Source organism: Streptomyces sp. DG1A-41 (assembly GCF_037055355.1).
In the GTDB taxonomy this organism is placed as follows: domain Bacteria; phylum Actinomycetota; class Actinomycetes; order Streptomycetales; family Streptomycetaceae; genus Streptomyces.
The window spans coordinates 6,717,614-6,731,129 of sequence record NZ_CP146350.1 but is presented as its reverse complement, the minus strand read 5'-3'; the positions used below and the strand labels follow the sequence as shown (position 1 = coordinate 6,731,129).

Here is a 13,516-nt window from a genome sequence, read left to right as displayed (position 1 = left end):
GTTGCGGTGTTCCCGCGCGGCAACGGAATAGATCATACCCCGGACAGACCCGTGCTCCCAACCACGTCAGAAGGCGGGCTGAAGAAGCCCTCCAAGGGCATTACAGGCGGACACGATCCGCTGCATGTCCCGCTTGGTCAGGGTGGCGTCCACAGGCAGTGCAAGCGTTTCGTCGGAAGCACGCTCCGTCTCCGGAAGGGAAACACACCGCCGGAACTCGGGCAGTCGATGCACCGGAGTCTTCACCGGCACCCGGCACTCGACTCCCCTGGCCCGCACAGCCCGTGCGAAAGCGTCCCGGTCCGGGCGCCCGTTGCCCGGAACCCGCACGACGTACTGCTGATAGGTGTGCCCGTCACCGTCGTCCGGCGTCCGCACACCCCTCAACTTCGCATGGAGATAAGCCGCCCGCTCCCTGCGCTGGGCTATCTCGTCGTACGGCGCCTCGGACTCCCCCTGCTCCAGCACGAGCAGCCCGTGCCGAGCTCCCAGCGCGTGCAGCCGCGCGATGTCGGCGAGCCGCCCGAAGCGGTGCACGACCACCACGGCCGCGGTCCGCGGAGTCACCGCCGCTTCCACAGCGGAAGTGTCGAGGCAGTAGGTGACCGGATCTATGTCGGCGAACACCGGCAGTGCCCCGGCCTTGGCCACGGCCTCGGCGACTTCGACGTTCCCGAAGGCCGGCACGACCACCTCGTCACCGAGTCCGACACCGGCGGCCCTGAGCATTGCAGCAGTACCCATGCTGTGGATGCTGATCGCGCAACGTGAACTTCAAGTGACGGAGAACAAAAAAGGGTTGGACCCGTAACCGAAGTTCCGGGTCCAACCCTGTCAATATTTGTTCGGCGGCGTCCTACTCTCCCACAGGGTCCCCCCTGCAGTACCATCGGCGCTGTAAGGCTTAGCTTCCGGGTTCGGAATGTAACCGGGCGTTTCCCCTACGCTATAACCACCGAAACACTATGAAACTGACAACCGCACCACACCGTGACCATGGCATGGGGCTGTTCGTGGTTTCAGAACCAACACAGTGGACGCGAGCAACTGAGGACAAGCCCTCGGCCTATTAGTACCGGTCAACTCCACACGTTACCGTGCTTCCATATCCGGCCTATCAACCCAGTCGTCTACTGGGAGCCTTACCCCATCAAGTGGGTGGGAGTCCTCATCTCGAAGCAGGCTTCCCGCTTAGATGCTTTCAGCGGTTATCCCTCCCGAACGTAGCCAACCAGCCATGCCCTTGGCAGAACAACTGGCACACCAGAGGTTCGTCCGTCCCGGTCCTCTCGTACTAGGGACAGCCCTTCTCAAGACTCCTACGCGCACAGCGGATAGGGACCGAACTGTCTCACGACGTTCTAAACCCAGCTCGCGTACCGCTTTAATGGGCGAACAGCCCAACCCTTGGGACCGACTCCAGCCCCAGGATGCGACGAGCCGACATCGAGGTGCCAAACCATCCCGTCGATATGGACTCTTGGGGAAGATCAGCCTGTTATCCCCGGGGTACCTTTTATCCGTTGAGCGACGGCGCTTCCACAAGCCACCGCCGGATCACTAGTCCCGACTTTCGTCCCTGCTCGACCCGTCGGTCTCACAGTCAAGCTCCCTTGTGCACTTACACTCAACACCTGATTGCCAACCAGGCTGAGGGAACCTTTGGGCGCCTCCGTTACCCTTTAGGAGGCAACCGCCCCAGTTAAACTACCCATCAGACACTGTCCCTGATCCGGATCACGGACCCAGGTTAGACATCCAGCACGACCAGACTGGTATTTCAACGACGACTCCACCTGAACTGGCGTCCAAGCTTCACAGTCTCCCAGCTATCCTACACAAGCCGAACCGAACACCAATATCAAACTGTAGTAAAGGTCCCGGGGTCTTTCCGTCCTGCTGCGCGAAACGAGCATCTTTACTCGTAGTGCAATTTCACCGGGCCTATGGTTGAGACAGTCGAGAAGTCGTTACGCCATTCGTGCAGGTCGGAACTTACCCGACAAGGAATTTCGCTACCTTAGGATGGTTATAGTTACCACCGCCGTTTACTGGCGCTTAAGTTCTCAGCTTCGCCCACCCGAAAGTGAGCTAACCGGTCCCCTTAACGTTCCAGCACCGGGCAGGCGTCAGTCCGTATACATCGCCTTACGGCTTCGCACGGACCTGTGTTTTTAGTAAACAGTCGCTTCTCGCTGGTCTCTGCGGCCACCCCCAGCTCAAGGAGCAAGTCCTCTCACCGGATGTGGCCCCCCTTCTCCCGAAGTTACGGGGGCATTTTGCCGAGTTCCTTAACCATAGTTCACCCGAACGCCTCGGTATTCTCTACCTGACCACCTGAGTCGGTTTAGGGTACGGGCCGCCATGAAACTCGCTAGAGGCTTTTCTCGACAGCATAGGATCATCCACTTCACCACAATCGGCTCGGCATCAGGTCTCAGACTATTGCCAGGCGGATTTACCTACCTGACGTCCTACACCCTTACCCCGGGACAACCACCGCCCGGGATGGACTACCTTCCTGCGTCACCCCATCACTCACCTACTACCACCTTGGTCCGGCGGCTCCACCACTCCCCTTTGCCCGAAGGCTCCAGGGCGGCTTCACGGCCTTAGCATCAGCGGGCTCGATGTTTGACGCTTCACAGCGGGTACCGGAATATCAACCGGTTATCCATCGACTACGCCTGTCGGCCTCGCCTTAGGTCCCGACTTACCCTGGGCAGATCAGCTTGACCCAGGAACCCTTAGTCAATCGGCGCACACGTTTCTCACGTGTGAATCGCTACTCATGCCTGCATTCTCACTCGTGAACCGTCCACAACTCGCTTACGCGGCTGCTTCACCCGGCACACGACGCTCCCCTACCCATCCACACACCCGTTGGGGCTGTTGTATGAATGACACGACTTCGGCGGTACGCTTGAGCCCCGCTACATTGTCGGCGCGGAATCACTAGACCAGTGAGCTATTACGCACTCTTTCAAGGGTGGCTGCTTCTAAGCCAACCTCCTGGTTGTCTCTGCGACTCCACATCCTTTCCCACTTAGCGTACGCTTAGGGGCCTTAGTCGATGCTCTGGGCTGTTTCCCTCTCGACCATGGAGCTTATCCCCCACAGTCTCACTGCCGCGCTCTCACTTACCGGCATTCGGAGTTTGGCTAAGGTCAGTAACCCGGTAGGGCCCATCGCCTATCCAGTGCTCTACCTCCGGCAAGAAACACACGACGCTGCACCTAAATGCATTTCGGGGAGAACCAGCTATCACGGAGTTTGATTGGCCTTTCACCCCTAACCACAGGTCATCCCCCAGGTTTTCAACCCTGGTGGGTTCGGTCCTCCACGAAGTCTTACCTCCGCTTCAACCTGCCCATGGCTAGATCACTCCGCTTCGGGTCTTGAGCGTGCTACTCAAACGCCCTATTCGGACTCGCTTTCGCTACGGCTACCCCACCCGGGTTAACCTCGCAACACACCGCAAACTCGCAGGCTCATTCTTCAAAAGGCACGCAGTCACGAGGCAAGCACAAGTGCTTGCCCGACGCTCCCACGGCTTGTAGGCACACGGTTTCAGGTACTATTTCACTCCCCTCCCGGGGTACTTTTCACCATTCCCTCACGGTACTATCCGCTATCGGTCACCAGGGAATATTTAGGCTTAGCGGGTGGTCCCGCCAGATTCACACGGGATTTCTCGGGCCCCGTGCTACTTGGGTGTCTCTCAAACGAGCCGCTGACGTTTCGACTACGGGGGTCTTACCCTCTACGCCGGACCTTTCGCATGTCCTTCGCCTACATCAACGGTTTCTGACTCGTCTCACGGCCGGCAGACCATGAAAGAGAGATCCCACAACCCCGTATACGCAACCCCTGCCGGGTCTCACACGCATACGGTTTGGCCTCATCCGGTTTCGCTCGCCACTACTCCCGGAATCACGGTTGTTTTCTCTTCCTGCGGGTACTGAGATGTTTCACTTCCCCGCGTTCCCTCCACACTGCCTATGTGTTCAGCAGCGGGTGACAGCCCATGACGACTGCCGGGTTTCCCCATTCGGACACCCCCGGATCAAAGCCTGGTTGACGACTCCCCGGGGCCTATCGTGGCCTCCCACGTCCTTCATCGGTTCCTGGTGCCAAGGCATCCACCGTGCGCCCTTAAAAACTTGGCCACAGATGCTCGCGTCCACTGTGCAGTTCTCAAACAACGACCAGCCACCCATCACCCCACCCCTGAGGGCGAGTTCACTGGGGCCGGCGCCGAGGAAAGTTCATTCCCTCAGACACCCAACAGCGTGCCCGACACAGTCAGTTGACCAGATCAGCGTTCCACGCTCCGAAGAGCAGTACTAGCGCCTGATCCATCCTGGACCGTGCCGAGTAGTCAACGTTCCACCCATGAGCAACCAGCATCAGACACTCGCTGATGTACTGGCCTCTGACCAAGCCAGGCTTGGTGAGAAGTGCTCCTTAGAAAGGAGGTGATCCAGCCGCACCTTCCGGTACGGCTACCTTGTTACGACTTCGTCCCAATCGCCAGTCCCACCTTCGACAGCTCCCTCCCCACAAGGAGGTTGGGCCACCGGCTTCGGGTGTTACCGACTTTCGTGACGTGACGGGCGGTGTGTACAAGGCCCGGGAACGTATTCACCGCAGCAATGCTGATCTGCGATTACTAGCGACTCCGACTTCATGGGGTCGAGTTGCAGACCCCAATCCGAACTGAGACCGGCTTTTTGAGATTCGCTCCACCTCGCGGTATCGCAGCTCATTGTACCGGCCATTGTAGCACGTGTGCAGCCCAAGACATAAGGGGCATGATGACTTGACGTCGTCCCCACCTTCCTCCGAGTTGACCCCGGCGGTCTCCCGTGAGTCCCCAGCACCACAAGGGCCTGCTGGCAACACGGGACAAGGGTTGCGCTCGTTGCGGGACTTAACCCAACATCTCACGACACGAGCTGACGACAGCCATGCACCACCTGTACACCGACCACAAGGGGGACCCTGTCTCCAGGGTTTTCCGGTGTATGTCAAGCCTTGGTAAGGTTCTTCGCGTTGCGTCGAATTAAGCCACATGCTCCGCCGCTTGTGCGGGCCCCCGTCAATTCCTTTGAGTTTTAGCCTTGCGGCCGTACTCCCCAGGCGGGGCACTTAATGCGTTAGCTGCGGCACGGACAACGTGGAATGTTGCCCACACCTAGTGCCCACCGTTTACGGCGTGGACTACCAGGGTATCTAATCCTGTTCGCTCCCCACGCTTTCGCTCCTCAGCGTCAGTATCGGCCCAGAGATCCGCCTTCGCCACCGGTGTTCCTCCTGATATCTGCGCATTTCACCGCTACACCAGGAATTCCGATCTCCCCTACCGAACTCTAGCCTGCCCGTATCGACTGCAGACCCGGGGTTAAGCCCCGGGCTTTCACAACCGACGTGACAAGCCGCCTACGAGCTCTTTACGCCCAATAATTCCGGACAACGCTCGCGCCCTACGTATTACCGCGGCTGCTGGCACGTAGTTCAGCCGGCGCTTCTTCTGCAGGTACCGTCACTTTCGCTTCTTCCCTGCTGAAAGAGGTTTACAACCCGAAGGCCGTCATCCCTCACGCGGCGTCGCTGCATCAGGCTTTCGCCCATTGTGCAATATTCCCCACTGCTGCCTCCCGTAGGAGTCTGGGCCGTGTCTCAGTCCCAGTGTGGCCGGTCGCCCTCTCAGGCCGGCTACCCGTCGTCGCCTTGGTGAGCCGTTACCTCACCAACAAGCTGATAGGCCGCGGGCTCATCCTGCACCGCCGGAGCTTTACAGCCCCCACCATGCGATGGAGACTCATATCCGGTATTAGACCCCGTTTCCAGGGCTTGTCCCAGAGTGCAGGGCAGATTGCCCACGTGTTACTCACCCGTTCGCCACTAATCCCCACCGAAGTGGTTCATCGTTCGACTTGCATGTGTTAAGCACGCCGCCAGCGTTCGTCCTGAGCCAGGATCAAACTCTCCGTGAATGTGTACCGGTAATCCGGTCGACACCACGAGAGCGGAACAGTCGGAGGAATAATCCGACCGTTCACAGCGTCCTCGCTGTGTTTTTTCAAAGGAACCTCGCCCCAGCAGATGCTGGAGACGGGGTATCAACATATCTGGCGTTGACTTTTGGCACGCTGTTGAGTTCTCAAGGAACGGTCGCTTCCTTTGTACTCACCCTCTCGGGCTTTCCTCCGGGCGCTTCCCTTCGGTCTTGCGTTTCCGACTCTATCAGATCCTTTTCGATCCGATTTCCTCGGTGCTTTCCAGGTTCCCGCTTCCGCGTTTCCCTTTCCGGCGCTTCCGACTTTATCAGAGGTTTCTGAGCCGGATTTCCCTCCCTCGTCCGGAGCGTGGTTCCGGCACTGGAGTTGGCCGGGTGCCCCGTCGGGAGGAGTTGTAAACCTACTGGAGCGGGGCTCCTCGATGCAAATCGAGGAGCCCCGCTCCCAGTTGGCGCCTGGTCAGGCCCGACGGATCGTCAGACCTCCACGACCACAGGCAGGATCATCGGCCGGCGCCGGTACGTGTCCGAGACCCACTTGCCCAGCGTGCGGCGAATGAGCTGCTGGAGCTGGTGGGGTTCGACCACTCCGTCCTGGGCGGAGCGTTCGAGTACCTCAGTGATCCTGGGGATCACGTCGCCGAAGGCGGAGTCCTCGATGCCGGAGCCGCGGGCCTGGATGTGCGGGCCGCCGGTGATCTTCCCGGTGGACGAGTCCATGACCACGAAGACCGAGATGATGCCCTCGTCGCCGAGGATCTTGCGGTCCTTGAGGGCCGGCTCTCCCACGTCGCCGACCGAGAGGCCGTCGACGTAGACGTAACCCGCCTGAACCTTGCCGGAGATCTTGGCCTTGCCCTCGATGAGGTCGACGGCGACGCCGTCCTCGGCGATGACGATGCGGTCGTGCGGGACGCCGGTCAGGGCGCCCAGCTCGGCGTTGGCGCGCAGGTGGCGCCATTCGCCGTGCACCGGCATCAGGTTCTTCGGGCGGCAGATGTTGTAGAAGTACAGCAGCTCGCCCGCGGACGCGTGGCCGGAGACGTGGACCTTGGCGTTGCCCTTGTGGACCACGTGGGCGCCCCAGCGGGTCAGGCCGTTGATCACGCGGTAGACCGCGTTCTCGTTGCCGGGGATCAGGGACGACGCCAGGATCACCGTGTCGCCCTGGACGATGCGGATCTGGTGGTCCCTGTTGGCCATCCTCGAGAGCGCCGCCATGGGTTCGCCCTGGGAGCCCGTGCAGACGAGGACCACCTCGCTGTCCGGGAGGTCGTCGAGCGTCTTGACGTCCACGACCAGGCCCGGGGGGACCTTCAGATAGCCCAGATCCCTCGCGATGCCCATGTTGCGGACCATGGAGCGCCCGACGAAGGCGACGCGGCGGCCGTACTCGTGCGCCGCGTCCAGGATCTGCTGGATGCGATGGACGTGGCTGGCGAAGCTCGCGACGATGATGCGCTTGCGGGCGCCTGCGAAGACCTGGCGCAGGACGTTCGAGATCTCCCGCTCGGGCGGGACGAAACCCGGGACCTCGGCGTTCGTCGAGTCCGAGAGCAGGAGGTCGATGCCCTCCTCGCTCAGGCGTGCGAACGCGTGGAGGTCCGTGAGGCGGCTGTCCAACGGGAGCTGGTCCATCTTGAAGTCGCCGGTGTGGACCACCATGCCCGCGGGGGTGCGGATGGCCACGGCCAGCGCGTCGGGGATGGAGTGGTTGACCGCGACGAACTCGCAGTCGAAGGGGCCGATGCGCTCGCGGTGCCCTTCCGCCACCTCGAGGGTGTACGGGCGGATGCGGTGCTCCTGCAGCTTGGCCTCGATGAGGGCGAGGGTCAGCTTGGAGCCGATCAGCGGGATGTCCGGCTTCTCGCGCAGGAGGTAGGGGACGCCGCCGATGTGGTCCTCGTGGCCGTGCGTGAGGACGATGCCCTCGATGTCGTCGAGGCGGTCCCTGATGGACGAGAAGTCCGGCAGGATCAGGTCGATTCCGGGCTGCTCCTCCTCAGGGAAAAGCACTCCGCAGTCGACGATCAGCAGACGGCCGCCGTACTCGAAGACCGTCATGTTGCGGCCGATCTCGCCGAGGCCGCCGAGCGGGGTGACCCGCAGGCCGCCTTCGGGGAGCGGCGGGGGCGGGCTGAGTTCGGGATGCGGATGACTCAAAAGACTCTCCTCACCACGCGCGCCACGTACCGGTAGGGCACGTGGCGCGCGTGACGTTCGTGCAGAAGCAGTTGTCATATGGGGTGGCGCGGGCACCGGTGGCCCGCCTATTCAGTTGTGAAGCAAGTGCGCGGAGGCCGCGCGAAGTCTGGTGTCAGAGCTGTACCCCGCCGGCGGCAAGATCGATCTTGAGTTGCTCGATCTCCTCGGGCGCGCACTCGACCATGGGGGCGCGCAGGGGCCCGGCAGGCAGCCCCTTCAGGGCGAGTGCCGCCTTGGTCGTCATCACGCCCTGGGTGCGGAACATGCCCGTGTAGACCGAGAGCAGCTTCTGGTGGATCTCGGTGGCCTTCTGGACGTCGCCCGAGGTGTACGCCTCGACCAGGGCGCGCAGCTCGGGGGTGACCACGTGGCCGACGACCGAGACGAAGCCGACGGCGCCCACGGAGAGCAGGGGCAGGTTCAGCATGTCGTCGCCGGAGTACCAGGCGAGGCCGGAGCGGGCGATGGCCCAACTGGCGCGGCCGAGGTCGCCCTTGGCGTCCTTGTTGGCGACGATCCGGGGGTGCTCGGCGAGGCGGACGAGCGTCTCCGTGTTGATCGGGACGCCGCTGCGGCCGGGGATGTCGTAGAGCATGACCGGCAGCTCGGTGGCGTCGGCAACGGCCGTGAAATGCCGGTAGAGGCCCTCTTGCGGGGGCTTGTTGTAGTACGGCGTCACGACGAGCAGGCCGTGCGCGCCGGTGCGCTCCGCCGCGCGGGCGAGTTCGATGCTGTGGTGGGTGTTGTTGGTGCCGACTCCGGCCACGACGTGGGCGCGGTCGCCGACGGCCTCCAGGACCGCCCGTACGAGATTCGTTTTCTCCGCATCGCTGGTGGTCGGCGACTCACCCGTGGTGCCATTGATGACCAGGCCGTCGTTGCCTGCGTCCACCAGGTGGGTGGCGAGCCGCTGCGCGCCATCGAGGTCGAGTGCGCCGTCCGCCTTGAAGGGCGTGACCATGGCGGTGAGGACCCGCCCGAAGGGGGTCTGCGGAGTCGAGGTCGGAGCCATGGGTTACACGCTACTCGTTGCTCAGGACCGGGTCTGCCCTAGGGGGAGGCGACAAGTCATGACAAAGGTGGAGCCCGGCACTGCCTGCTCGGGGGTTCAAGCAGTGCCGGACCCGTTTGATCAGGCTAGATGAACTTCTCGAAATGCCGCAATACGGACACTTCGCGCGGCTGAACCGTACATCTGTACCTGATCGGGGAACCGGGGCGGGTTATGGCGCCACGCGTCCGTTCGCGTTGAAGGCGGCGTAGGTGAGCGGCATGAGCCGGGCCCACTCGGCCTCCATCTTTTCGCCGACCATCTCGATCTCGCGTTGCGGGAAGGAGGGGACCTTGGCCAGCTCGTGCTGGGTGCGCAGGCCGAGGAAGTGCATTAGCGAGCGGGCGTTGCAGGTGGCGTACATCGAGGAGTACAGGCCGACCGGGAGGACCGCGCGGGCGACCTCGCGGGCGACGCCGGCGGCGAGCATCTCACGGTAGGCCTCGTAGGCCTGCCGGTAGGAGTCCTCCATCACGCGGCCGACCAGCTCCTGCTGGGCCTGGGTGCCCTCGACGAAGACGTACTTGCCGGGGCGGCCCTCCTGGACGAGCTTGCGGGACTCGTCGGGGACGTAGAAGACCGGCTGGAGCTGCCGGTAGCGGCCGCTCTCCTCGTTGTACGAGTTGTGTACGACGATTCCGTTGGCGAGGAAGTTGTGCCAGGGACCTTCCACGGAGAGGTCGTACGTCATCTCCTCACCGTCCCCCTCGATGGCCACGACGGGGTCTGGCACTGCCTTGGCGATCTTGCCGCCGCGCTGGGCCAGTGCCTGCTCCCCGGCGCTCTTGGTGGCGTGGCACGGCTCACACGCGGGCGCGAGGTTCTTTTCATCGAGGGCCTGCGTCAGATCGCTCGCCACCGGGACCCTGTGGTCCAGGGCGAGTCGGTCCCGCGGGAAGTCCTGTCCGCACAGGTGGCAGGCGTCGATCTCCTTAATCAGCTTCTCGCGCTGCATGGCCGTCCACACGCCGATGCCACGGCGCAGGCTCGGCGGGACCAGGGCCTGCGACGGGCGCGGGACCGTGCCGGCCACCAGCACGGCGTCCCCGACGGTGAGTTCACCCGCCTTGCACCAGCCTTCGGGAGTGAACACTGCGTGGTCGACCGTGCAGCGGAGGGTTTTACCCGAGGCCGTGGTGATCTTGATGAGCGGCTTCACACCCGACTCGATCACGTCGACGATCCTGGCCCGCTGGGCAAGCAGGCTTTCTTCGTCGTAGCAGCGCACGTGGTTGCGGCGCACCGATTCGAGCTTGCGGATCCGGGTGCTGGGATGCTGCTCGCGGAACTCGGCGACGGCGGACTCGGCCGCCTCGCGACTCTCGTACAGGCCGAGGTAGTGGTTGGTGTCGCCGCGTCGGACCTGGGCCATCCACTTGCCCGCCCGGCTGTGCCAGGTGACACCACCGGCCGAGTGCGGCAGACGGTCCTCGACGCCCAGGTGCCAGAGCCTGTACAGCTCGGCGATGGTGCGTCGGCGGAGGTGACCGGCCTCGCTCACCAGCGTGATCTCCGTGTCACCCGCGATGCACCAGCCCACGCGGTGCCGCATGAACTCGCGGAAGACGAAGATCGGGGCGCTGATGAAGAAGGTCATCGAGTTGTGCTCGAAGGGGCTGCCGTGCCGGTCCCGCATCAGGTAGTTGATCAGGCCCTTGGAGCGCTCGGGGTCCTTGTTCAGCTCGTCCAGGGACTGCTCGCCGAGGGTCGAGACGCGGGCGGAGAAAAGGACGTCCGCGTCGGACGCGGTGTGCTTGACCAGCTCGACGGTCACATCGCTGCGGTAGCTGGGCTTGAGGTCGTCGGCGGGGGTGTCGGTCACGGTTGGCAGGGCCTTCCCATCTCGTCTTGTGGCGACGCCACTCTACGGCCCGACGAAAACCGCGCGATCGGTGGCGTGCCGCAATGAAGTCGGCGAAACAGGGCACCTCTGAGGGAGTTCGTTCGTCTCTACAGATGAAAGTGATCCGTTCCACCCTTGAAGGGAGACGCACCCCTGATGTTCGGTCGGCGTGAACCCGTACCGTTTGCCTTCGTCGCCGAGGCCGACAGGTTCCGCAGCAATGTCACTCCCCCACCGCGTGAGCGGCTGTCCGCCGGCCAGATGGCCGGGCGATGGCTCATGGGGCTCACCATCGTGGCGGGGCTCGTGGGGTCCCTGGTCATCGGGACGCCCGCGCTGTCGCCCGACCATTCGGCCCAGCAGCCTCAGCAGTCCCAGGCGTCCGAGAGTCGCTGAACCGCCCCGGACCGGCGGTGACTCCATCCGGCCCCCCGCCAGTGGTGACCGGGGACACAGATCGGTAACCTCACCGGGCACAGCCCAGCATGGATCGAGTGAGGACCAGCCGTGCCCCTGCCCTTCCTGACGGCCGACCGCGTTTTCGAGGCGGCGGACGATGTCCCGCTGCCGTACGACGACCGTGACCGCTGGCGGCGGCCGTACCGGCCCGGGCCGTGGCGGGTGGGGGCGGCGGCCCTGGCGCTGCTGCTCGCCTCGTTCGTGCTGTTCGCGGCGGTCATCATCGCGGCGACGGCCCAACTGGCCTCGGCCGGTGTGGTCTTCGGGCTCGCGCTGCTCGTCATCGCCGGGGCGCTTCGGCTGCTCCGCGTGGGCGTGTGGGTGAGCGCGCGCGGGCTGCGGCACGTGAGTTTCCTTACCACCCGTACGGCGTCCTGGGACCAGGTCGCCGCCGTGCGCACGGTGCAGCAGCCGGTGCGCTGGCTGGGGCTGCCCCGGCCGGTGCAGGGGCAGGCGCTGCTGCTGGTCCGGCAGGGGCAGTCGCCGGACGGTGGGTCGGCGCTGCTGACCACGCACAACGCGGACTTCCTGGGCCGGGTGGAGGCCTTCGACCGGGCGGCCGACTCGGTCGAGGCCTGGGCGGACGAGTACCGCCCGCACTGACGTCCCTCGGTGATCCCGGATTCTCATGCCGGAGGGGCCGGACCGCGAACGGTCCGGCCCCTCCGGCATGAGCGGGGTGCGGTTCAGGCCGTCTCGGGCTGCTTGCCGTCGTGCAGGGCGATCGCGCGTTGCATCGCCTTGCGGGCGCGCGGGGTGTCGCGGGCGTCGTGGTAGGCGACGGCGAGGCGGAACCAGGCGCGCCAGTCGTCGGGGGCGGCCTCCGTCTCGGCCTTGCGTCTGGCGAAGACCTCGTCGGCCGAGTCCCGGTCGATCCGCCCGCTGGGGGTGCGCCTCAGTTCGTCGACGGGCAGGCCGCCCTCGGCGTCGAGTTCGGCGGCGAGGGCGTTGGCCCTGCGGACGAACTGGGTGTTCTTCCACAGGAACCACAGGCCGATGGCCGGCAGGATCAGCACCGCGACACCGAAGGTGACGGTGAGGGGGGTGCCGGTCTCGATGAGCAGGACGCCGCGGCTGCCGACCAGGACGAAGTAGACGACCAGGACCGCGGCCGTGAGGACGTAGGTGAGCTTCGCGCGCATGACTGTCAGCAGCTCAGTTCAGGTCCAGGAAGTGTTCCAGGCCGAAGGTCAGGCCCGGGGTGCTCACCACGCGGCGGGCGCCGAGCAGGATGCCCGGCATGAAGCTGCTGTGGTGGAGCGAGTCATGCCGGACCGTCAGGGTCTCGCCCTCGGCGCCGAGCAGAACCTCCTGGTGGGCGAGCAGGCCGCGCAGCCGGACGGCGTGGACCGGCACTCCGTCGACGTCGGCGCCGCGGGCACCGTCCAGGGCGGTGGCCGTGGCGTCCGGGGCCGGGGCGGTGCCGGCGTTGCGGCGGGCCTCGGCGATGAGCTGGGCGGTGCGCGTGGCCGTGCCGGAGGGGGCGTCCACCTTGTTCGGGTGGTGCAGCTCGACGACCTCGACGGACTCGAAGTACGGGGCGGCGATCTGCGCGAACTTCATGGTCAGGACGGCACCGATGGAGAAGTTGGGTGCGATGAGCACGCCCGTCTCCGGGGACTGCTCCAGCCAGCCCTTCAGCTGCGCGAGGCGCTCGTCGGTCCAGCCGGTGGTGCCGACGACCGCGTGGATGCCGTGGCGTACGCAGTAGTCGAGGTTGGCCATGACCGAGTCGGGCGTGGTCAGTTCGACCGCGACCTGGGCGCCGGTCTCGGCCAGCGTCTCCAGCTTGTCTCCGCGGCTCAGCGCGGCGACCAGTTCCATGTCCTCGGCGGCTTCGACGGCTCGTACGGCTTCCGAGCCGATCCGGCCCTTGGCGCCGAGGACCGCCACGCGCAGCTTGCTCATCTCTTGTGCTTCCTTCACCAGGGGGTTG

Annotated in this window: 7 protein-coding genes, 3 rRNA genes and 3 pseudogenes; 2 read left to right on the top strand and 11 right to left on the bottom strand. The window is 64.3% G+C overall.

Going from position 1 to position 13,516, the window contains the following annotated elements; translation table 11 throughout:
- Positions 1-66: 66 nt before the first annotated feature.
- The 9 genes and pseudogenes from V8690_RS31535 to V8690_RS31495 all read right to left on the bottom strand — a co-directional run.
- Positions 67-729, bottom strand: a complete 663-nt coding sequence (locus tag V8690_RS31535; RefSeq protein WP_338785520.1) for a DegT/DnrJ/EryC1/StrS family aminotransferase — start codon at positions 727-729, stop codon at positions 67-69.
- 114 nt (positions 730-843) lie between these two features.
- A 5S ribosomal RNA gene (gene rrf / locus V8690_RS31530) occupies positions 844-960 on the bottom strand.
- A gap of 89 nt (positions 961-1,049) precedes the next feature.
- A 23S ribosomal RNA gene (locus V8690_RS31525) occupies positions 1,050-4,169 on the bottom strand.
- A gap of 302 nt (positions 4,170-4,471) precedes the next feature.
- Positions 4,472-5,999 (bottom strand): 16S ribosomal RNA (locus V8690_RS31520).
- Together the 16S, 23S and 5S rRNA genes form the textbook arrangement of a ribosomal RNA operon.
- A 500-nt stretch (positions 6,000-6,499) precedes the next feature.
- Entirely contained in the window at positions 6,500-8,185 is a 1,686-nt protein-coding gene (locus tag V8690_RS31515) for a ribonuclease J (protein ID WP_338783484.1), read from the bottom strand.
- A gap of 154 nt (positions 8,186-8,339) precedes the next feature.
- Positions 8,340-9,239: a 4-hydroxy-tetrahydrodipicolinate synthase gene (gene dapA, locus V8690_RS31510; protein ID WP_338783483.1), complete on the bottom strand. Its 900-nt coding sequence runs from the start codon at positions 9,237-9,239 to the stop codon at positions 8,340-8,342.
- Between the two features lie 211 nt (positions 9,240-9,450).
- Positions 9,451-9,900, bottom strand: a pseudogene (gene thyX / locus V8690_RS31505) (FAD-dependent thymidylate synthase); the annotation flags it as partial.
- 4 nt (positions 9,901-9,904) lie between these two features.
- Positions 9,905-10,650 (bottom strand): annotated as a pseudogene (locus V8690_RS31500) (HNH endonuclease); the annotation flags it as partial.
- 159 nt (positions 10,651-10,809) lie between these two features.
- Positions 10,810-11,100 (bottom strand): annotated as a pseudogene (locus V8690_RS31495) (FAD-dependent thymidylate synthase); the annotation flags it as partial.
- Positions 11,101-11,277: 177 nt separating this feature from the next.
- Here V8690_RS31495 and V8690_RS31490 point away from each other — a divergent pair.
- Both V8690_RS31490 and V8690_RS31485 read left to right on the top strand, forming a co-directional pair.
- The gene (locus tag V8690_RS31490; RefSeq protein ID WP_338783482.1) at positions 11,278-11,517 is read left to right on the top strand and encodes a hypothetical protein; all 240 of its coding nucleotides are present in this window, start codon (positions 11,278-11,280) and stop codon (positions 11,515-11,517) included.
- 111 nt (positions 11,518-11,628) lie between these two features.
- The gene (locus V8690_RS31485) at positions 11,629-12,183 is read left to right on the top strand and encodes a hypothetical protein (RefSeq protein WP_338783481.1); all 555 of its coding nucleotides are present in this window, start codon (positions 11,629-11,631) and stop codon (positions 12,181-12,183) included.
- Between the two features lie 83 nt (positions 12,184-12,266).
- Here V8690_RS31485 and V8690_RS31480 read toward each other — a convergent pair whose 3' ends face one another.
- The gene (locus tag V8690_RS31480) at positions 12,267-12,722 is read right to left on the bottom strand and encodes a tetratricopeptide repeat protein (RefSeq protein ID WP_338783480.1); all 456 of its coding nucleotides are present in this window, start codon (positions 12,720-12,722) and stop codon (positions 12,267-12,269) included.
- A 13-nt stretch (positions 12,723-12,735) separates the two neighbouring features.
- Positions 12,736-13,488 carry a 4-hydroxy-tetrahydrodipicolinate reductase gene (gene dapB, locus V8690_RS31475; protein ID WP_338783479.1) on the bottom strand — a complete coding sequence of 251 codons (753 nt, stop codon included), beginning with the start codon at positions 13,486-13,488 and terminating at the stop codon, positions 12,736-12,738.
- Positions 13,489-13,516: the final 28 nt, after the last annotated feature.

Bases quoted from the DNA above. Each gene is read 5' to 3' on its own strand.
- V8690_RS31535 (WP_338785520.1), bottom strand. From the start codon at position 729: ATGCTCAGGGCCGCCGGTGTCGGACTCGGTGACGAGGTGGTCGTGCCG.
- dapA (WP_338783483.1), bottom strand. From the start codon at position 9,239: ATGGCTCCGACCTCGACTCCGCAGACCCCCTTCGGGCGGGTCCTCACC.
- V8690_RS31490 (WP_338783482.1), top strand. From the start codon at position 11,278: ATGTTCGGTCGGCGTGAACCCGTACCGTTTGCCTTCGTCGCCGAGGCC.
- V8690_RS31480 (WP_338783480.1), bottom strand. From the start codon at position 12,722: ATGCGCGCGAAGCTCACCTACGTCCTCACGGCCGCGGTCCTGGTCGTC.
- dapB (WP_338783479.1), bottom strand. From the start codon at position 13,488: ATGAGCAAGCTGCGCGTGGCGGTCCTCGGCGCCAAGGGCCGGATCGGC.